This is a genomic window from Pseudoxanthomonas sp. SORGH_AS_0997 (assembly GCF_031453535.1).
Classification (GTDB): Bacteria; Pseudomonadota; Gammaproteobacteria; order Xanthomonadales; family Xanthomonadaceae; genus Pseudoxanthomonas_A; species Pseudoxanthomonas_A winnipegensis.
In genome coordinates this window covers 1,283,041-1,303,207 of sequence record NZ_JAVIZI010000001.1, presented here as the reverse complement: position 1 = coordinate 1,303,207, position 20,167 = coordinate 1,283,041, and the positions used below count along the sequence as shown (strand labels likewise).

Here is a 20,167-nt window from a genome sequence, read left to right as displayed (position 1 = left end):
CGCGGGCGGGCGCCGGGTATCCTTCACCGCATGACCGCGCCGCGCCTTGCCTTCCTCGCCAGCCATACCGAAGCCGCACAGCAGGCCCTGGCCGAACTGAGCCAGCGCTACGGCCAGCATGCCCCCGACCAGGCCGACATCCTGGTGCCACTGGGCGGCGATGGCTTCATGCTGCAGACCCTCCACCGCCACGGCCTGCTCGGCAAGCCGGTGTTCGGCATGAAGCTGGGCACGGTCGGCTTCCTGATGAACCACCACCGCGACGACGATCTGCCCGCGCGCATCGCCGCGGCCGAGCCGACCAAGCTGCGCCCGCTGGAGATGCGCGCGCAGACCGAGTCGGGCATCGAGGTGACCTCGCTGGCCTACAACGAGGTCTCGCTGCTGCGCCAGACCCGCCAGGCCGCGCAGCTGCGCGTGGATCTCAACGGCCAGACCCGCATCGAGGAGATGACCGGCGACGGCGTGCTGGTGGCCACGCCGGCCGGCAGCACGGCCTACAACTATTCCGCGCATGGCCCGATCCTGCCGCTGGGCAGCCACACCATCGCCCTGACCCCGATCGCGCCCTACCGCCCGCGGCGCTGGCGCGGGGCCATCCTCAAGGCCGACACCGAGGTGCGCATCCAGGTGCTGGACCCGTACAAGCGCCCGGTCAGCGCCACCGCCGATTCGCACGAGTTCCGCAATGTCACCGAGGTGACCATTCACGAATCGCGCACGCACACCGTGACCCTGCTGTTCGACCCGGAGCACAACCTGGAAGAGCGGATCCTGAGCGAACAGTTTCTGGTTTGAGGCGGGGCCAGCGGCAAGGACCCAGAGGCCAGAGCCCGCAAAAACACCGCGACCACTGGCAACTCGACCATTCGCAGCCACCAACCAAATCCTCCTGATCCCGAATCCCGAATCCCGAATCCCGAATCCCGAATCCCGAATCCCGAATCCCGAATCCCTGCTAGATGCCCGACAACAGTCCCCGCCTGCTCACCGTCGCCGTCACCTCGCGCGCCCTGTTCGACCTGGAGGAGAGCCACGCCCTGTGGCAGGCCGAAGGGCTGGACGCGTACGCCGCCTACCAGCGTGCGCACGAGGACGACGTGCTCGGGCCGGGCGTGGCCTTCACCGTGGTGCGCAAGCTGCTGGCGCTCAACCAGGGCGCGCCGGCCGATACGCCGCGCGTCGAGGTGATCCTGCTGTCGCGCAACTCGGCCGACACGGGCCTGCGCATCTTCAACTCGATCCAGCACTATGGCCTGGACATCGTGCGGGCCACATTTACCGCCGGCGAGCCGACCTGGCCTTACATCAAGCCGTTCGGCACCGATCTGTTCCTCTCGGCCAACCCCGATTCGGTGCGCAGCGCGCTCAGCCACGGCATCGCCGCGGCCACCATCCTGCCCAAGCCGCCGGGCGAACGCGCCGAGGAGGCCGCCGCGGCGGCGGGCGAGCTGCCGGCGGGACGGCTGTCCAACCAGCTGCGCATCGCCTTCGACGGCGATGCGGTGATCTTCGGCGACGAGAGCGAACGCATCTCGCGCGAGCAGGGCGTGGAAGCCTTCGGCCGCCACGAGCAGGAGAAGGCGCGCGAACTGCTCTCCGGCGGCCCGTTCCGCGGCTTCCTCGCCGCGCTGCATCAGCTGCAGGCCGCCTTCCCGCCCGGCGAGCACGCGCCGATCCGCACGGCCCTGGTCACCGCACGCTCGGCGCCGGCGCATGAGCGCGTGATCCGCACCCTGCGCGAGTGGGGCGTGCGTTTGGACGAGGCGCTGTTCCTGGGCGGCCGGCACAAGGGCCCGTTCCTGGCCGCCTTCGGCGCCGACATCTTCTTCGACGACTCGCAACACAACATCGACAGCGCCCATCCACACACCGCGGCGGGGCATGTGCCGCATGGGGTGGCGAACGAGAAGTGAGTGGAGAGGAGTGAGGAGTGAGGAGAAGCCTTGCCGGTGCTTTCGCTCTGCTCATTCCTCGCCTCAAAGCGGCAATCTGATATCCGTCAACTTCCACACCAGGCCCTGGCGCTCGAACACGAAGGTGATCGGGGCGCCACTGTCGGTGCGGGTGGTGGCGGTGAAACGCGAGAGCGACGCGTAGTGGTGCTCGGCACCCTTGAGCGGTTCGGCCGGCGCGGGCGGGCCGTATGTATCGCCGTTGGCGGTGTCGCCGAGGGCGCGCTTCCAGACCGAGCGTCCCTGCAGGAGCGCGGCGATGCCGGTCGGGGTGACCATGGCATCGACGCCCACGCCGGCCGCGCCGCCGGCCAGCGAGAGCGCCAGCGCGCCGAGAACGCTGGACTGCGCGTCCACGCCGGCGGCGCGGACCATGCGGTCCTGTAGCTGCGCGCGCAGATTGAGGCGCAGGGTCGGGAAGTCGACGTAACGGTCGAGCTTGCCGGTGTCCTGGTCGGCCAGCGCGTCGCGGATGCCGTGGATGGCGATGTACGGCCCGGCCGCGACGAAGCCGGCCAGCAGCAGCAAGGCCAGCAGGGGCACAGCCAGCATCCACTTTCGCATCGTGTTACCCGGCGTTTGGAGTGAGCTGAAGAGTACAGAGCGCGGCAGGTGGGGCCGTCAAGGCGCGTGGCGCGAGGGAACGCCCCGGGCTTGTGATCGAGGGCGGCCGATGAAACCATGGGCCGGTTCCATGCGAACCCGGGGATCTGCATGTCGAAGATGGGGTGGGGACTGGTGCTGGCCTTGGCCTTCAGCGGTGCGGCGACCGCGGCAGTGCCGAGCGGTCAACGGATCGAGGTCGTCGACCGCGATGTCGCGCTGTTCTGGCAGGCCTACGATCAGGTCAAGGGCCTGCCGGACAGGGCACAGCAGATCCAGGTGCTGCAGAAGACCTACCTGGATCGCGGCAGCCCGGGGCTGGCGGCCTTCGCGCTCGCCAAGGACTACGACGCGGCGACCTATGTCGATGCGATCCGCGCCTATCCGCGCTATTGGGACTCGGTGCGGCCTCGCACCGCCCTGGCCGGGGCGGCGATGGACAAGGTGCGGCACCACCTGCGGCGCTTCGCGCAGCTGTATCCGGCGCTGAAGCCGGCCGGCATCTACTTCGAGGTTGGCGCGCTGCGCTCGGCCGGCACCACGCAGGAGGACAAGGTCCTGATCGGGGTGGAAATGGCCACCGGCGATGAGCGCGTGGACCTGTCGCAGATGCCCGAACGCCTGCAGCGCTTCTTTCGCGGCTACTTCGCCAGCCGGCCGCTGGAGAACCTGGACCTGCTGGTGATCCACGAGACCGTGCACACGCAGCAGCGTGGCGCACGCGCCAGCCTGCTGGCCCAGGCGGTCTATGAGGGCGTTGCGGACTTCGTGGCCGAACAGGTGACGGGTCGTCTGCCTGACCTGCCTTACGTCGCCTACGGGCCTGCGCATGACGCCGCGATTCGCGCGGCCTTCCGCAAGGACATGGGCGGCAACGACTACAGCGCCTGGCTCTACAACAACACCGACAACGGCTTCGGCACCCGCGACCTGGGCTATTACGTCGGCTATGCCATCTGCCAGGCGAACTATCGCCGCAGCGCGGACAAGGCCAAGGCGCTGGCCGAGATGATCGAGCTGGACTATGCCGACGCCGCGGCCGTCCAGCGCTTCGTCGATGCCTCGGGCTACTTCGCGCAGGATTCCTAGCGCGCCGGCAACTTCAGAACTCCAGGTCCAGCGCCGCGCACAGATAGTCCATGAACGGACCCAGCGCGACCAGATCCGCGGCCAGGGTCTGGCGCAGCCGCGGCCCGGTCATCGTCGCATCGTCCAGCGAGCGCCAGAACACGAAGTTCTTGTGCTTGAGATCGTCGATGAACTCGAACTCGGCCGGGAACCCGCGCGGCGCACGGCTGAGCATCTCCGATTCCTCGAACTCGAAGCGCTTGCGGAAGGCCGGCGCATGCGCGGCGGCCTTCCAGGTCATCGGGTTGTCGAAGATGAACTGCCGCAGCTTGCGCAAGGTGTCGGGCTCCGGATGCCACAGGCCGGCGCCGACGAAGCTCTCGCCCGGCTGCAGGTGCACATAGAACGAGGGCGCGGGCACCTGCTTGCGGCGCTCGTGGTACAGCCGCGCGCCCTGCCAGAGCTTGTAGGGCGACTTGTCGTTGGAGAAGCGCGCATCGCGGTAGATGCGGAACAGCGAGCCGCCGACCGTCTTGGGGTCGGAGCGGAACTTGTCGCTGACCGCGGCCAGATCCGGCTGCAGGTCGGTCAGCAGGCGCAGGAACGGCTGGCGGACATGGTCCTCGTACTGCTGCTTGTGCGCGGCGAACCAGGTCTTGTCGTTGTGGCGTGCCAGCGCCTTGAGGAACTTGAAGCTGGCGTCGGAGAAATAGGGGCTCATGCAGCGAACGGGTCTCGGATCAGGTCGGCAGCGTGGCGGCCGGGCGGCTAAGGCGGCGTGCAGAGGTTACAGCCCGATCTGCAGTTCACGCCCCCAGACCTCCAGGCGGTCCAGCAGCACCTGCTTGGCGCCGTCGGTGGTGGGTTCGCCGCGCAACTGCGCGATCTGCGCGAAATAGTCGGGCAGGCTCTGCTCGGCCAGTACCGTGCCCGGCGCCAGGCGGGCGCGGCGGTAGTCGTCCCAGCGTGCGCGTTCGGCGGCGTTGAGCGTGTCGGGCCAGTTGCGTGCCCGATAGCGGAACAGCAGCTCCTGCAGCCGCCCATCCTTGAAGCCGAAGTCGCGCGTGCCAAGCTGCGCCGGCGGCGTACCACGGACCTCGGCCAGCTTGCGCCGCTCGCCCTCGGCCAGGAAGCCGTGGTACAGCGAGGCATCGGCGTCCGGCGTCTCCTGCGCGCGCTCGCTGGCGAACACCTGGCGCACCTTCTCGGCCACCGCCGGCGCATGCGCGCGCAGCAGGTCGGCCTGGGCCTGTACGGCCTCGGGGACGATGCCCAGGCGCGCGAAGTCGTCCGCGCGCAGGTAGTGCCAGGGCACCAGGGCCGGGCAGCGGTTGAGGTGCACTTCCTTAAGCGGCACGCGGCGCACGTCCTCGGGCAGGTCGCCGCGCGGGGTATAGAGCCGGTCGGCGATGTCCTGCGCATCCAGGTCCAGCAGCGCCTGGGCATCGCCGTCCAGGTCGAGCACGATGATGCGGCTGTCGATGCGCGGATGGCGCGCCACCGGCAGTACCGGCGCGGCGCACAGGCGCTGGGCCGGATAGCGCTGCGAGATGTGCAGCAGCGGCGTCATCCCGACGGTGTCCATCAGGCCGGCGGCGAAGCGCTTGTTGCGCAGCTGCAGCGCGTAGTCCCACAGGCGCGGCTGCGCGCGGCGCATGGCGCGGGCGATGCCCAGCGTGGCGCGCACGTCGGACATGGCCTCGTGCGCCTCGCCGACGCGCACGTCGTTGGCCAGGGCCAGGTGTTCGAGCTTGAACGAGGTGCCCTTGCCGTCCTCGCGCTGCGGCCAGTGCACGCCTTCCGGGCGCAGGGCATGGAACAGCCGCGCCACGTCCAGCAGGTCCCAGCGGCAGTTGCCGCCGCGCCACTCGCGCTCGTAGGGATCGAAGAAGTTGCGGAACAGCCCGTGGCGCACGAACTCGTCGTCGAAGCGCAGCGTGTTCCAGCCCAGCGTGCAGGTCTCCGGCCGCGCCATCTCCTCGAAGATGCGCGCCATCGCCTCGCACTCGCGCACCCCGTCGGCCAGCGCCTGCTGCGGGGTGATGCCGGTGATCAGCGTGGCGATGGGCGAGGGCAGCAGGTCGTCGGCCGGCTGCACGTAGAAGGTGACCGGGTCCTCGATCGGGTTCAGCGCCGCATCGGTGCGCTGGGCGGCGAACTGGGCGATGCGCGTGCGGCGCGGGTCCTGACCGAAGGTCTCCAGGTCGTAGAAGAAGAAACTCTCAGCCATTGCGGATACGGCACGACGAACGGCCGCACAGTATGCCGCCGGTGCGCACCGGCGGCCGAGCGAGCGGCTTAGAGACTGAGATCGAACCTCAGTCCCGCGACCCAGGCATTGGGCAGATCCTGCAGGCGGCCCGGCGCGTTGAACTGGTCCGGATGCATCACGTAGTGCAGGCTGGGCGCGATGCGCAGGTGCGGATTGACCGCAAAGCCATAGCTCAGCTCCATCATCGTCTGGCCGCTTTGCGGGGTGCCGACGCCGCCGGCCGCGGCGCGGGCCAGGCGCAGGTTCTCCAGCGCCGCATCGCTGTACTGCTGGCGGGTGACCACCAGCGCGACATCGTCGTGCGGGCGGCTGGCGAAGGTGCCCTTGTGCACCAGGCCGGCCTGGGCGAACCAGTCCTCGATCAGCTGGCCCGAGGTGCCCTTGAGCACGGCGCCGAACAGGGTCAGCCCGTGCGTGGCGTCCGGCCCGCTGACCTGCTGCTCGAAGCGCGCGTACACACCGGAGCGGCCATGCCGGCTGGCGTAGTCCTGGCCGCTCAGCACCGCCGGCGTGCCGGCCGCGTCGTACAGCGGATCGCGGTAGGGGGCGTTGTCCTGCCAGCCGCCCAGTTCGTACATCGCCTTGTGGCGGGCATCGGCCGAGCTCTGCCAGCCGACCGCGTAGGGCACGATCCAGCCGGTCGCCTCGCGCGTGCTCCAGCGCAGGCCGTGCTCACCGTCCTTGGCCTGGCTGGGGTCCACCTGGTATGCGCCGACGTGCACGTAGACCTGCGGCGTCACCCAGGCCTTGGCGTCGGCCATCCAGCTGGAGACCGGCCACCAGGTGAAGCTGCTGGTCCGGAACACGTAGGTCGGATTGCCGCAGGCCGAGTTGCCCTGGAAGTACTGGCACAGGTCCGAGCCCAGGAAGTGGATGTTGGCCACGCTGCGCCCGGCCTCGAGCACCAGGCGGTCGTCGAGCAGCTTCTGTTCCAGCGTCAGGTTGGCCAGGCGCGTGCCTTGGCCGCCGTAGATCTCCTGCACCGAGGTGCTGTTGCCCAGGCTGCTGTTGACCAGGTTGGTGCCATGCCGGTTGATCACATAGGCCTTGAGCGTGGCGCCGGACCAGCCGAAGGCCTTGTCCAGATCGACGTCCACACCGGCCATCGCTTGGCCCGCGTAGGCGCTGCCCGAACCCTCGCCGCCGCCGAGCATCGCGGCGGCCTCGCCGGTGTAGGACAGTTTGGGCGTCACCGCCTCCTGGGCATGGGCCAGGGGAGCGAGAGCCAGGGTGAGCGCGGCCGGCAGCACGCGATGGAGGAGGGTGGACATGCGTCGGGTTCCTGATCAGGAGAACGGCGTGGGTAAGAACGCGCGGCTGCGGCGCCGCGCGAGGCAGTCGAAGCGAAGCGGGTCGGCGCGGGCGGGTCAGCCCTTGGCCACGACCGGCTTCTTGAACAGGCGCAGGGCTACGGCCGTGACGACCACGCCCACGACCAGGGCCAGCAGGTAGGTGCCCAGGTGGGTCACCGCGTTCGGGATCGGCAGGACGAACACGCCGCCATGCGGCACCTTCAGCTCGGCGCCGGCCGCCATCGAGATCGCGCCGGCCACGGCCGAGCCCAGCACCAGGGCGGGGATGGTGCGCAGCGGATCGCGCGCGGCGTAGGGGATGGCGCCCTCGGTGACGAAGGCCAGGCCGAGCACGCCGGCCGCACCGGCGGTGCCGCGCTCCTCGGCGGTGAAGCGATTGCGGAACAGCCAGGTCGCCAGCGCGATGCCCAGCGGCGGGGTCATGCCGCCGATCATGGTCGCGGCCATCGGCGTATAGACCTGGCTGGAGATCAGCGCGGTAGAGAACGCGTAGGAGGCCTTGTTGACCGGCCCGCCCATGTCCACCGCCATCATTCCGCCCAGCAGCAGGCCCAGCAGGATGGCGCTGGTGCCCTGCATGCTGCGCAGCCACTCGGTCAGCCAGGTCAGCAGGTGCGCCACCGGCGTGCCGATCACGTACATCATCAGCAGGCCGACCAGCAGCGTGCCCAGCACCGGCAGGATCAGGACCGGCTTGAGGCCTTGCAGGCTGCGCGGCAGGCGCAGCACGCGGTTGATCCAGGCCACGCCGTAGCCGGCGACGAAGCCGGCCAGGATGCCGCCGATGAAGCCGGCGCCCATGTTCGCCGCGACCACACCGCCGATCATGCCCGGCGCGATGCCCGGCCGGTCGGCGATGGAGTAGGCGATATAGCCGGCCAGCGCCGGCACCATCAGCAAAAAGCCGCCCTTGGCGCCGATCTGCAGCAGGCTCCAGGCCAGCGTGCCGCGATTGGCATCGTCGCCCGCGTAGATGCCGCCGATGGCGAAGGCCAGCGCGATCAGCAGGCCGCCGGCGGTGACGAAGGGCAGCATGAACGACACGCCCGTCATCAGGTGCTTGTACGGGCCGGCGCTCTTGGTCTTCTCGCTCGGTGCGGCCTGCGCGGCGCCGCCGGCCTGCATGCTGGCCTCGGCCAGCGCCTTGCGGATCAGCGCCTGGCCATCGTTGATGGCCGGCTTGGTGCCGCTCTTGAACACGCGCTTGCCACCGAAGCGCGACAGCTCCACCTCGCGGTCGGCGGCGATCAGGACCACGTCGGCCTGGGCAATCTCCTCCGCGGTGAGCGTGTCCTGCGCGCCGACCGAGCCCTGAGTCTCCACGCGCAGGTGGTAGCCCAGCGCCGCGGCGGCCTGCTGCAGGCCCTCGGCCGCCATGAAGGTGTGCGCGATGCCGGTCGGGCAGGAGGTGATGGCGACGATGTGCTTGCTGGCCTGCGCCGCCGGCGCGGCGGCGGCCGCACCGACCCAGCCGGCGAGCACGCCTTCGGGATCGTCCAGCACCGCATCCAGGCCGACCTCGGTGATCGCGGCCTGGCCGAAGCGCGCGCGCTCGGCATCGCCTTCGCCGACCAGCAGCACGGCGCTGGCGCCGGCGCACTGCGCGGGCTGCAGCGCGCCGGTGATGCCCTGGTCGCTGCGGATCTCCACGGCCGGCTCCAGGCCGCGCTGACGCGCCGCCCGGCGCAACGCCTCGGCGGCGAGGACCGCCTCGGTGCTGCGCGCGCCGGCAGCGATGACCACGATGGAAGCTTGCATGGGAGAACTCCTGGGACTCTGGGATGTGCCGGGCCGCGAAGGGTCAGGCCACGCGTTCGATCCGGACCTCGCCGGCCCAGGCGCGGACCTGGGCCGGATCGAGCCGGCGGGCATCGCCGCTGTGCAGGCGGCTCATGGAAAAGGCGGTGGCCCGCTGCGCGCAGCCGGCCAGGTCGAAGGACGGCTCCAGCAGCGACGCGGCGATGCCGGCCACCATCGCGTCGCCCGCGCCGACGGTGCTGCCATCGGCCAGGCGCGGCGGCCGGGCGAGCAGGGCGCCGCTGCGGTCGAGGAACAGGGCCCCGTCGCTGCCCATCGAGATGGCGACCAGCGACACCCCGCGTGCCAGCAGGGCGCGGCCGGCGTCCAGCACCGCCTCGCGATCGTCCAGGGACTGGCCGGTCCAGGCTTCCAGCTCGTGGCGGTTGGGCTTGACCGCGAACGGCACCGATTCGCCGTCCAGCGCGGCCACCAGCGCCGGGCCGCTGCTGTCCAGCAGCACGCGCGCACCGGCCGCGTGCACCTGGGCCTGCAGCTGCGCCCAGGCGGTGGGCGGCAGGCCGGCCGGCAGGCTGCCGGACAGGACCACCGGCATCTGCGGCGCCAGCAGCGCCGCCAGGCGCTGGCCGACGGCGTTCAGGGCGCCGGCGTCCAGGCACAGGCCGGGCAGGTTGATGTCGGTGGTGCGGCCGTCGCGTTCGACCAGCTTGATGTTGGTGCGGGTCAGCCCCGGCACGCGCAGGCAGGCATCGGCGATGCCGCGCAGCTCGAACAGGCCGCGGAACACCGCCTCGTTGTCCACGCCGATCACGCCCAGCGCCGTGGTCGGCACGCCCCAGTCGGCCAGGCAGGCGGCCACGTTGATGCCCTTGCCGCCGGCGTCGTCCCGGCTGCGCCCGGCGCGGTGCACGTGGCCGGGCTCCAGCGTGTCCAGCCGAACGGTCTGGTCGATCGCCGGATTCAGGGTGACGGTCAGCACGCGTGGGCTCATGCGCCGGCTCCCTCGAGCGCGCGCACCTGGGTGGCGTCGGCGCAGGCCAGGGCCTGCCGCGCCAGCGCCTGCAGATCGGTAAGCGCCGCGGCGCGCAGCCGCGCCTTGACCGCCGGGATGTCGTTGGGCGTCATCGACAGCTCGTCCACGCCCAGGCCGGCCAGCAGGCAGGCGCCGAACGGATCGCCGGCCAGGCCGCCGCACACGCCGACCCAGCGCCCGTGCGCGCGGGCGCCTTCGACCGTGCTGTGGATGGCGCGCAGCACGGCCGGATGCAGGCTGTCGGCCTCGGCCGCCAGCTCGGGGTTCTGGCGGTCGATCGCCAGCACGTACTGGGTCAGGTCGTTGGTGCCGATGGAGAAGAAGTCGGCGTGCTGGGCCAGCAGATCGGCCTGGGCCGCCGCGGCGGGTACCTCGATCATGATGCCGATGGGCACCTGCGGGGCGTCCAGCTCGGCGCGCAGCCGCTCGCAGATGCCGCGCAGGGCGACCAGCTCGGGCACCGAGGTGATCATCGGGAACATGATCGACAGGCGCGCGCCTTGGGCGGCGGCGCGGTACAGCGCGCGCAGCTGCGGTTCGAGCAGGTCGGGACGGCGCAGCAGCAGGCGCGCGCCGCGCACGCCCAGGAACGGATTCTCCTCGTGCGGCAGCTCCAGGTGCGCCACCTGCTTGTCGCCGCCGATGTCCAGGGCACGCACGATCAGCGCGCGCCCGTCCAGCGCGGCGGCCATGGCCACATAGGTCTGGAACTGCTCTTCCTCATCCGGCGTGCTGCTGCGCTCCAGGAACAGGAACTCGGTGCGCATCAGGCCCACGCCCTCGGCGCCCTGTTCCAGCGCCAGCGGCACCTGCTCGGGCAGGTTGACGTTGGCGCCGATGTCGATGCGATGGCCATCGGTGGTCTGCGCCGGCTGCGCCCGCTGCTGGGCCTCGCGTTCGCGCACCTGGCGCTGCTCGTCGATCCAGGCGCGCGCGGCGGCCAGGTCGTTGGCCGAGGGCGACAGGTACAGGCGCCCGCTGTTGCCGTCGAGGATGGCCTCGGTGCCCGGCGCCACGGCCAGCAGGTCGGCGCCGCCGGCCACCAGCGCCGGCACGCCGAGCGTGCGCGAGAGGATGGCGGTATGTGAGGTCGGGCCGCCCTGCGCGGTGGCCAGGCCGAGCACGCGCTGCGGATCCAGGTTGGCCGTGTCCGACGGCGACAGGTCGGCCGCCAGCAGGATGCAGGGATGGTCGGGCAGGTCGGCCAGGCCGCCGCCGGCGGCGCTGGGATCGAGCTGGGCCAGCACGCGCCGGCCGACGTCGCGCAGGTCCGCGGCGCGTCCGGCCAGCACCGGGTTGCCCAGCGCCGCCAGGCCCGAGGCGGTCTGCTCGATCGCCTGATGCCAGGACCAGGCCACGCCATGGCCTTCGACCATCAGCTGGCAGGCGCGGGTGATCAGATCGGTGTCGTCCAGCAGCGCGCCTTGGGCCTTGAAGATCGCCGCGTCCGCCGCGCCCAGCCGGCGCTGGGTGTCGTCCTCCAGCGCCCGCAGCTGCTGGCGGGTGCGGCTGAGCGCCTGATGCAGCTGCGCGCCGCCTTCGCCCAGGGGCGTGGGGCGGTCGGCCACCTCGGTCTGCGCGCCGGCCAGCACATGCACCGGCGCGATCGCCAGGCCCGGGCTGGCGCCGATGCCGACGATGGCCGCCTGCGCCTCGGGCGGGGTCCAGCCGTTGACCGGCGCGGCGCGGCGCTGGGCGGCGCGCTCGGCATCGGCCTTCTCCTGCTGGATCAGCCCGTCCATCGCCTTGCGCAGGGCGGCCAGGGCGGGCTCGGCGTCCTGACCCTCGGCCGAGACCACGATCGCATCGCCCTGGCGCAGGCCCAGCTGAAGCAGCGCCACCAGGCTCTTGGCGTCGGCCGCCTGGTCGCCGGCGCGGACCTGCAGGCGCGCCACGAAGCGGCGCGCGGCCTCGGCCCAGCGCGTGGCGGGACGCGCGTGCAGCCCGCTGGGGTAGGCGATGGTCCAGTCGAAGCGATGCTCCAGGTCGCTGACCGGCGCGGCCGGCTGGCTGGCCGTCTCGCCGGACAGCGCGGCGACGATCTGGTCCGCCTCGGTGGTGGTGAACAGGCGCTGCAGCGTCGCCTCGTCCTGGATCAGGCGGGTCAGCCGGCGCAGCAGGGTGATGTGCGTGTCGGACTGGGCGGCGATGCCGACCACCAGATGGGTGATCTGGCCCGGATTCCATTCCACGCCCTGCGGCAGCTGCAGCACGGCGATGCCGTCGCGGCGCACCAGGTGACGGTCCTCGCCCAGGCCGTGGGGGATGGCCACGCCATGGCCGAGGAAGGTGTTCGCCAGCTCCTCGCGGCGGGACATGCTGGCCTGGTAGCCCTCGGCCACGCAGCCGCCGGCCGTGAGCAACTGGGCGACCTGGGCGATGGCATCGGCCTTGTCGCGCGCCTGCGCATCCAGGCGGATGAGTTCCAGCGCCACCGGCGCGGGGGAGGGTTGTGGCGACACGAGGAACTCCAAGCAGATCTCTTGGGGCGCAATTGGGAACGTTCCCAAGGAAAATTTCAATGTGCACTGCACAAAAGCCAAAAGCCGCGGCCGCGCTACGCTGTGGCCAGGCCACGGCAGCCGGCACCGGCGAGGAAGCGAGGGAAACGATCCCAGTGAGCATCAGCATCAACGACGTGGCCCGCGTGGCGGGCGTGTCCAAGTCCACGGTCTCGCGCGTGATCGGCGGCGGCGCGGTCAGCGCCGAGGTGCGCACGCGGGTGGAGGCGGCCATCGCCCAGACCGGCTACCGGCTCAACCTGCAGGCCCGGCGCCTGCGCTCGCGCCACAGCGGCATCGTCGGGGTGATCGTGGCCGACATCCGCAATCCCTTCTTCACCGCCCTGATCCGCGCGGTGGAGGCGGTGGCCTATCAGCAGGGGCTGCGCGTCATGCTGTGCAACACCGACGAGGATCCATCGCGCGAAGCGCTATACCTGCAGATGATGCAGGAGGAGCGCATCAGCGGCCTGATCTTCGCGCCCACCCGCACCACCGTGGGCCGGCTCGAGCGCATGCAGTGGGACTATCCCACCGTCCTGGTCGACCGTGCGCCGGCCAGCGGACGGCACGACAGCGTGGTGATCGACAACGCCGCGGCCATGACCGAGCTGGTCGGGCATCTGCTGGCGCAGGGCTATCGCCGCATCGGCGGCCTGTTCGGCAGCACCAGCACCACCGCGACCGAGCGCCGCGACGGCTATCTGGCCGCGATGCAGGCCCACGGCCTGGCGCCGGACTATCGCGAGATCGAGCCCACGGCGGAGGCCGCCATCGCCGCGGTCGGCCCGTGGCTGGCGCAGCCGGACCGGCCGCGGGCGTTGGTGACCAGTAACAATCTGCTGCTGATGGGCGCGCTGCGCGCCGCGCGCGCGTCGGCGCTGTCCATTCCCGATCAGCTGGCCCTGGCCGGCTTCGACAACGAGCGCTGGACCGAGCTGGTCGAGCCCGGCATCAGCGTGGTCGAACAGCCGGTCGAGGAGATGGGCCGGGCCGCCATGTCGCTGCTGCTGGAACGGATGAAGTCGCCCGAGCTGCCCGTGCGCCGACTGGTGATGGCCACGCGCTGCGTGCTGCGCGGTTCGACCGGCGCCGTGCAGCCCTGAAGCGACGTGGCGGCTTGGAACCGCTCGGTCGTGCGCAATTGGCCATGTGGATTGGGGCTCTAAACCCGCGCGCGCTTTCCCGCATCCAAGCGGCAGTCATCGAAACCCAAAGGTCCGTGGATGCGCCGTTTCAGCTTTGCTTTCGCCCCGAAAGGCCATCGGGTCCGGTTTCGCATGCCGCCCTTCATGGCAGCGCTCCTGGTGCTGCTGGCCGGCCTCTCGGGACAGGCCCTGGCACAGGTCCGACCCGCCGAGCTGAAGCAGCTGGTCGACAGCTACGCCACGAACCGGGGCTTCAACGGCGTGGTGCTCGTCGCCCAGCACGGACGTGTCGTGTACCGGGCCGCCTACGGGCTGGCCAACCGCGAATGGCAGGTGCCGAACGCGGCCGACGCGGTGTTCCGGATCGGCTCGTTGAGCAAGCCGATCACCGCCATCCTGGTCCTGCAACTGGTGCAGGAGCACAAGCTGCGGCTGGACGGAACACTGGGCGAGTATCTGCCCGCGCTCTATGGCGACACGCCCGCTGCCGCGGTCACGGTGGCGCAACTGCTCAACCATACCTCGGGCATCGTCGATGTCCCCAGCAGCTACGACGATCCCTGGTGGCAGACCCAGGCACGACAATCGTTCGCGCCGCAAGACTTCGCCAAGGCGTGGATCCCGGGAAAACTGCAGAGCGCGCCGGGCACGGTGTGGCGTTACAACAACTCCGGCTACTTCCTGCTCGGCCTGCTCATCGAGCAGGTGACCGGCGCCAGCTATGAGGCGAACCTGCGGAGCCGGATTCTGGACAAGGCCGGCATGGCGCACAGCGGGCTGTATCACGCCAGCGAGGTCATCCCGCGCCTGGCCGAGGGCTATCAGACCAGGCCCGACCTCAGCCTGGTACGCCCCATGCCGATCGATCCGACGGTCTCGTTCTCGGCTGCCGGTCTGTATGCCACGGTCGACGATCTGTTCCGCCTGGACCGCGCCCTCTATGGAAACGCGCTCCTGGACGAGCGCTGGCGGCAGGCCATGTGGACCGACTACCGCTCGGAGTACGGCTATGGCTGGGGGGTGGAGCAGTGGCACACGCCGTCGGGCGGCACGTACAAGGTGGTGTCGCACACGGGCAGCGTGCCAGGGTTACCAGAGTTTCTGGCTTCGCTCCGAACAGGATGAATCGATGGTGGTCATCCTGGACAACTACTGGCAGGGCGATACCGTGGTGACGCTGGGCAAGGACTTGATGGACGTGCTGCACGGCAAGCCGGTGGCGCTGGCCAGGAAGAACCTGGGCGACCTGCTGATTCCCCTGGCCCTGTCGCAGGGCGTGCCGGGCATGCGCAAGGCCTACGAGACGCTGGGCGCGAACGCCAGCCAGTACGACACTTCCGAAAGAGCGCTGAACACGCTGGGCTATCGCCTGCTGAGGATGCAGCGCGTGCCGGAGGCCATCGCGGTCTTCCAGTGGAATGCCAGCGCGCATCCGGCATCGGCCAATGTGCATGACAGCCTGGGCGAGGCCTATCGCGCCGACGGACAGCGTGAGCAGGCGATCCGCAGCTACCGGAAGGCCTCGGAGCTCGCCCCCGACGATGCCCGCCTGCGCGGCATTCTGAAGGAGCTGGGAAGCCAATGAACCGGCGAGCGGCGTCACCGGCGCCCAGGGTGCTGGCGCCTCAGACCGGCGAGGCAAGCGCTGGCAGGGTCTCCTGGATGCGCCCGTCCAGCAGGTCCCAGTCGATCTGCGACAGGTCCGCATGGCCGGCGGTCGCCTCCCGCAGCAGCTGGCGCTGGAGCTCGCTGCGTTCCAGCGCCACCGCGTAGGGGATGCGCATGAAGGTGACCATCGTGTAGTGCGGCACGAAGCGGTCCGGGTGGCGCTGCTGCAGCGCCTGCTCGAGCTGGCGCTGCAGCAGGAAGTCCGCATCGTCCACGCGGTCGCGCATCTCGATGTAGTTCTCCAGGGCCATGGCCTGGATCGCCGCGGCATTGGGCTTGCGCTGGGCCTCGAACGCCGCATAGGCCTGCGCCAGCGAATCGGCCCGGTCCAGCTGCTCGGCCAGCGCCACGCAATCCTCGAAGGCGCAGTTCATGCCCTGGCCGTGGAAGGGCACCATCGCGTGCGCCGCATCGCCCAGCAGCACCGCGCGCCCGCCCAGATGCCAGCGGTCCAGGTAGAGCGTGCCCAACAGGCCGGGCGGATGCGCCTCCCAGTCGTGGACCAGGTCGGGGATCAGGGGCAGGGCGTCGGGGAAGTCGCGTTCGAACAGGGCGCGGGCCTGCGCGCCGCTGGCCACCGTGGCGAAGCTCGTCGGCCCCTCGTTGGGCAGGAACAGGGTGACGGTGAAGGTGCCCTCGTCGTTGGGCAGGGCGATGCACATGTAGTCGCCGCGCGGCCACAGATGCAGCGCGTTGGGCTCGATGCGGAAGCCGCCGTCCTCGGCCGGCGGGATCTCCAGTTCCTTGTAGGAATGCCCCAGGAACTCGGTGCGCGCGCCCAGCGGACAGGCGCGGTCCATCGCCGCGCGCAGCGCCGAGCCGGCGCCGTCGGCGCCGATCAGCGTGTCGAAGCGGATGTCGTGCGGCGAGTCGTCGCGGTCATCGATGAAGCGCGCATAGCCGGCGGGGAAGTCGACCGTATGCAGGCGCCGGTAGAACTGGATCTTCGCCCCGGCCGCCTCGGCCAGGTCGAGCAGGGCGATGTTGAGGTCGGCGCGGTGGATGGACCAGATCACCTCGCTGTCGTCGCGGCCGTAGCGCTGCAGCTGCGGCACTTCGCCGAGCGCATGCACCATGCGCCCGCGCATCATCACCGCGCGTGCCATGACCGCGTCCTCGGCACCGGCCTGGCGCAGGGCATGGCGGCCGCGTTCGGCCAGGGCCAGGTTGATCGACCGGCCCGACTCGTAGCCCTTGATGCGCGGATCGCCGCGTCTCTCGAACAGGGTCACCTGCCAGCCGCGCTGCGACAGCAGGATCGCCAGCAGGCTGCCGGCCAGGCCGGCGCCGATCAGGGTGATGGGGCGTGCCGAGACGTTCAATGCATGGCGTCCGCTGTGGCGACCGGGCTCATACGCCGCGCCACAGTTCCACTTCCTCGACGAAGCGGTAGACGTCCTTGAAGCTGTTGTACAGCGGCACCGGCGAGATGCGGATCACGTCCGGCTCGCGCCAGTCGCCCAGCACGCCCACCGAGACCAGATAGTCGAACAGCTCGCGGCCGCGCTCGCGCCCGCCGGCCACGCGCAGCGAGAGCTGGCAGCCGCGGCGCTCGGGCTCGGCCGGGGTGATGATCTCCAGCGTGTCCAGCACGCGCGCCTCGATCAGCTCCTCCAGGAAGCCGGTGAGCTGCTCGGACTTGGCGCGCAGCGCCGCCATGCCGCCGGCGCGATCGACCAGCGCCAGCGAGGCCAGCAGCGGGGCCATCGCCAGCACCGGCGGATTGCTCAGCTGCCAGCCTTCCGCGCCCGGCGTCGGCGTGAACTGCGGCGCCATCAGGAAGCGGGTCTGCTTCTCGTGCCCCCACCAGCCGGCAAAGCGCGGCCGGTCGGTGTGCGCATGGCGCGCATGCACGAAGGCGCCGGCCACCGCGCCCGGCCCGGCGTTGAGGTACTTGTAGTGGCACCACACGGCGAAGTCCGCTTCCGCATCGTGCAGCGCCAGCGGCAGGTTGCCGACCGCGTGGGCCAGGTCGAAGCCGGCCACCGCCCCGGCCGCATGCGCCAGCCGCGCCACCTCGGCCAGGTCGAAGGCCTGCCCGGTGCGGTACTGGATGCCGGGCCACAGCACCAGCGCCAGGCGATGTCCGTGCGTGGCGATGGCCGCCTCCAGCGCCGCCATCGAGATCGTGCCCTCGGCTTCGTCCGGCTCCAGCTCGATCAGGTCGGTGGCCGGGTCGAAGCCATGGAAGCGGATCTGCGACTCGACCGCATGCCGGTCGGAAGGAAACGCGCCGGCCTCGATCAGGATCGCCGGGCGCTCGCGCGTGGGCCGGTAGAAGCTGACCATCATGAAGTGCAGGTTGGCGGTGAGGGTGTTCATCGCCACCACCTCGCTGGGCAGGGCGCCGACCACGCGCGCCAGCGGCTCGCGCACCTGCTCGTGGTAGGTCATCCACTGGCCCTGGCCGCGGAAGTGGCCCTCCACCGCCTCGTGCGCCCACTTGTCCAGCACCTGTTCGACCGCCTTGCGCGCGCCCTTGGGCTGCAGGCCCAGCGAGTTGCCGCAGAAGTACACCTGTTCGGTGTGCTTGTGCCGGGGGATCAGGAATTCCTGGCGGAAGCCGCGCAGCGGATCTGCGGCGTCCAGGGCGATGGCGTGCGTGCGGGCGTCGGACATGGAAGCTTGGGAACTTGAGCGAATCGAGGAAGCACCGGCGTCCGACAGCCTCGGAGCGCGCGGCGAAGCCTCGGAGTCTACCCGGGCGCGCCGCCCGCCGCCGCGACCGGGGCCGCAGAAGACCGGGCATGGCGGCGGCGCAGCAGGTGGGTGACGGTATCGACGCTGTCGGCGATGCGGTCGGCCGCATCGAGCAGGGCGAAGGCGGTCTCCTGCTCGTGCGGCACCGCCTCGGCCAGGCGGCGCTCGTCCGGGCGCAGGGTGGGGATCTCGGAGAACTTGCCGGTCTGGCGCAGATAGCGCACCTGGGCGCCCAGGGCCGCATCCAGCGCCTGGGCGAAGGCGCCAAGCTCGGGCAGATCGGGCAGCGAGGCGCCCTCGCGCAGCTGGGCCTCCAGCGTCAGCGGCGCGCGCATCAGGCGCGTGGCGTTGGCCAGCAGCGATTCGGCCAGCTGCGCCTCGTCGCGGTTGCCGTTACGCCGCGGCTCGGCGCGCAGCCGGTCGATGGAGGCCTGCACGTTGGTGCGCGCCGCGCGCGCGGCCACGCGGGTGTCGTCCAGCACGTCCACGCGCCCGGCCAGCAGCGCGCTCAGATGCCGCTGATCGGCCTCCAGCAGCGTCGCCAGTGCGGTGCGGGTGCGCTTGCCTTCCCAGGTGGGCCATAGCGCATAGGTCAGCATCGCCAGCGCGCTGCCGATCAGCGTGGCGACCACGCGCGCGCTCAGCGCCTCGCCCGGCGCGTAGCCCTCGAAGGACAGCAGCATCACCAGCATGCCGGTCAGCAGGGCCACGCCCAGGCCGTAGTTCATCTGCGTGGTCAGGCGGAAACCGAAGCAGAACAGCCACAGCAGCAACAGGCGCACCACCGTGCCGTCCATCGCGTAGTGGATCAGCGCCGTGCCGACCACCAGCCCGGCCAGGGTGCCGACCACGCGCCCGGCGCCGAAGCTCAGCGTGCCGCCGAAATCGGGCTTGAGCACGATCGCGGTGGTCATCGGGATCCAGGTCCCGTGCGGCAGCTTCAGCGTCTTCTCCAGCACCAGCGCGACCACCAGCGCGGTGGCGCAGCGCAGGGCGTGGCGGAATGCGGCCGAGGACAGCGTCAGATTGGCGCGCAGCGTCACCCAGGGCGAATTGGGCCGCATCGACGGCGGCAGCCGCGCCTCGACCTGCTGGGCGTTGATCTGGCCCTGGCTGCTGGCCCAGTAGCCGTTGCGCACCAGCGCACGCAGCTGTCCGGCCAGCCCGGCGGCGCGGCCGCTGGCCAGGCGCAGCAGGCGCTGATCGCGGGTCGTGGCGGCCTGCTTGCGCGCGGCCTCGACCGCCGGCACCAGCGCCTGCAGCCGGGCCACATCGCCCTCGGCGCGCTGCGGCGAGGCCGCCTCGCGCAGCGCCGCGGCCAGATGGTCGAGCACCAGGGCGGCCTGCTTGAGCACGGTCTCGAGCAGCTCGCGCGCCTTGGCGTCCTCCAGGCGCGCATGCACATCGGCCAGTGCCAGCAGGTCGATGCGGGTGCGCTCGCACAGCTCGGCCATGATGCGGAACGACTGCAGCGCCACCCCGCGCGTGTGGTGCTGGCCGTGCAGCAACAGCAGGGTGTCCTGCGCCGCCTGCAGGGTGGGCGAGGGCTGGCTGGCGTCGGGACGGGTGCGCGCGGTGATGGCCAACTGCTGCAGGATGGTCGCCAGGGCGAAGCGCTCGGGCCGGTAGCGCTGCAGCGGCCAGGCGGCCACCGCCATCACCATCTGCAGCAGACCGCCGGCGAAGATCAGCAAGGCCACGCCCGGCGCCTGCGCGGGCGACAGGCCCATGTTGGCGCAGACCATCAGCAGGATCATGCTGGCCAGGCCGTTGCGCGCGGCCAGCGGCCCAAGCGCCACCACCAGGCCGCCGGCGAAGCCCACCGCGAACACCGCCACCGCCAGCAGCGCCAGGTGCTGGCCGACCAGGATGCCGACCGCCGCCGACAGGCCGGCGATCGAGGTGGTCATCAGCATGCGCCGCATGCGCAGCCCGTAGGCGCCGGGCTGGTCGGCGAACATGGTCTGCAGCGCGCCGATCGCCATCCCTAAGCCGATCGCCGGCTCGCCGGCCCACACCCCGCCGGCCAGCGAGGCGAACACGGCGAAGGAGTTGCGCAGCGCCACCCGCACCGGGATATCGCGGGGCTTGAGGCGGATCAGGCTGCGCAGGAACGGGGACATGGTGGGGCGAGGCGTGAGCGCGAAG

At 71.1% G+C, this 20,167-nt stretch carries 16 protein-coding genes; 6 read left to right on the top strand and 10 right to left on the bottom strand.

Translation table 11 applies throughout. The annotated features are described in order from the left end of the window. The first annotated feature begins 30 nt into the window (after positions 1-30). Both QE438_RS05875 and QE438_RS05870 read left to right on the top strand, forming a co-directional pair. Positions 31-798 carry an NAD kinase gene (locus QE438_RS05875; protein WP_130518151.1) on the top strand — a complete coding sequence of 256 codons (768 nt, stop codon included), beginning with the start codon at positions 31-33 and terminating at the stop codon, positions 796-798. A 164-nt stretch (positions 799-962) separates the two neighbouring features. After that, a complete protein-coding gene (locus QE438_RS05870; protein ID WP_130522667.1) occupies positions 963-1,916 on the top strand; it encodes a 5'-nucleotidase in 954 nt (317 codons plus the stop codon). 63 nt (positions 1,917-1,979) lie between these two features. Here the strand turns inward: QE438_RS05870 and QE438_RS05865 are convergent, their stop codons facing one another. Next, the gene (locus QE438_RS05865; protein ID WP_306991834.1) at positions 1,980-2,519 is read right to left on the bottom strand and encodes a DUF2939 domain-containing protein; all 540 of its coding nucleotides are present in this window, start codon (positions 2,517-2,519) and stop codon (positions 1,980-1,982) included. 150 nt (positions 2,520-2,669) lie between these two features. Between QE438_RS05865 and QE438_RS05860 the strand changes: the two genes are divergently transcribed. Next, positions 2,670-3,647 carry a hypothetical protein gene (locus QE438_RS05860; protein WP_306991836.1) on the top strand — a complete coding sequence of 326 codons (978 nt, stop codon included), beginning with the start codon at positions 2,670-2,672 and terminating at the stop codon, positions 3,645-3,647. Positions 3,648-3,660: 13 nt separating this feature from the next. Here QE438_RS05860 and QE438_RS05855 read toward each other — a convergent pair whose 3' ends face one another. The 6 genes from QE438_RS05855 to ptsP form a co-directional block, all read right to left on the bottom strand. After that, entirely contained in the window at positions 3,661-4,347 is a 687-nt protein-coding gene (locus tag QE438_RS05855) for a DUF2461 domain-containing protein (protein WP_130522665.1), read from the bottom strand. Positions 4,348-4,413: 66 nt separating this feature from the next. Beyond that, positions 4,414-5,856: an exodeoxyribonuclease I gene (gene sbcB / locus QE438_RS05850; protein WP_306991838.1), complete on the bottom strand. Its 1,443-nt coding sequence runs from the start codon at positions 5,854-5,856 to the stop codon at positions 4,414-4,416. A 68-nt stretch (positions 5,857-5,924) separates the two neighbouring features. Further along, on the bottom strand, positions 5,925-7,169 hold the full coding sequence (locus QE438_RS05845) for a carbohydrate porin (protein ID WP_131658839.1): 1,245 nt from the start codon (positions 7,167-7,169) through the stop codon (positions 5,925-5,927). A gap of 96 nt (positions 7,170-7,265) precedes the next feature. Beyond that, positions 7,266-8,969 carry a fructose-specific PTS transporter subunit EIIC gene (locus QE438_RS05840; protein WP_306991841.1) on the bottom strand — a complete coding sequence of 568 codons (1,704 nt, stop codon included), beginning with the start codon at positions 8,967-8,969 and terminating at the stop codon, positions 7,266-7,268. 43 nt (positions 8,970-9,012) lie between these two features. Beyond that, positions 9,013-9,960 carry a 1-phosphofructokinase gene (gene pfkB, locus QE438_RS05835; protein WP_306991843.1) on the bottom strand — a complete coding sequence of 316 codons (948 nt, stop codon included), beginning with the start codon at positions 9,958-9,960 and terminating at the stop codon, positions 9,013-9,015. Further along, positions 9,957-12,464: a phosphoenolpyruvate--protein phosphotransferase gene (gene ptsP, locus QE438_RS05830; RefSeq protein WP_306991846.1), complete on the bottom strand. Its 2,508-nt coding sequence runs from the start codon at positions 12,462-12,464 to the stop codon at positions 9,957-9,959. Before ptsP ends, pfkB begins: the two co-directional genes overlap by 4 nt. A gap of 155 nt (positions 12,465-12,619) precedes the next feature. Here ptsP and QE438_RS05825 point away from each other — a divergent pair, with 155 nt between their 5' ends. The 3 genes from QE438_RS05825 (at position 12,620) to QE438_RS05815 (ending at position 15,236) form a co-directional block, all read left to right on the top strand. Continuing rightward, the gene (locus QE438_RS05825; protein ID WP_306991848.1) at positions 12,620-13,609 is read left to right on the top strand and encodes a LacI family DNA-binding transcriptional regulator; all 990 of its coding nucleotides are present in this window, start codon (positions 12,620-12,622) and stop codon (positions 13,607-13,609) included. Between the two features lie 120 nt (positions 13,610-13,729). Continuing rightward, positions 13,730-14,776: a serine hydrolase domain-containing protein gene (locus QE438_RS05820; RefSeq protein WP_309732716.1), complete on the top strand. Its 1,047-nt coding sequence runs from the start codon at positions 13,730-13,732 to the stop codon at positions 14,774-14,776. A gap of 4 nt (positions 14,777-14,780) precedes the next feature. Beyond that, positions 14,781-15,236 carry a tetratricopeptide repeat protein gene (locus QE438_RS05815; RefSeq protein WP_309732713.1) on the top strand — a complete coding sequence of 152 codons (456 nt, stop codon included), beginning with the start codon at positions 14,781-14,783 and terminating at the stop codon, positions 15,234-15,236. Between the two features lie 40 nt (positions 15,237-15,276). Here the strand turns inward: QE438_RS05815 and QE438_RS05810 are convergent, their stop codons facing one another. The 3 genes from QE438_RS05810 to QE438_RS05800 form a co-directional block, all read right to left on the bottom strand. Further along, the gene (locus tag QE438_RS05810) at positions 15,277-16,641 is read right to left on the bottom strand and encodes an NAD(P)/FAD-dependent oxidoreductase (protein WP_306991853.1); all 1,365 of its coding nucleotides are present in this window, start codon (positions 16,639-16,641) and stop codon (positions 15,277-15,279) included. 28 nt (positions 16,642-16,669) lie between these two features. Beyond that, a complete protein-coding gene (gene kynU / locus QE438_RS05805; RefSeq protein ID WP_306991855.1) occupies positions 16,670-17,938 on the bottom strand; it encodes a kynureninase in 1,269 nt (422 codons plus the stop codon). 77 nt (positions 17,939-18,015) lie between these two features. Next, positions 18,016-20,142 carry an FUSC family protein gene (locus QE438_RS05800; protein WP_306991857.1) on the bottom strand — a complete coding sequence of 709 codons (2,127 nt, stop codon included), beginning with the start codon at positions 20,140-20,142 and terminating at the stop codon, positions 18,016-18,018. Positions 20,143-20,167: the final 25 nt, after the last annotated feature.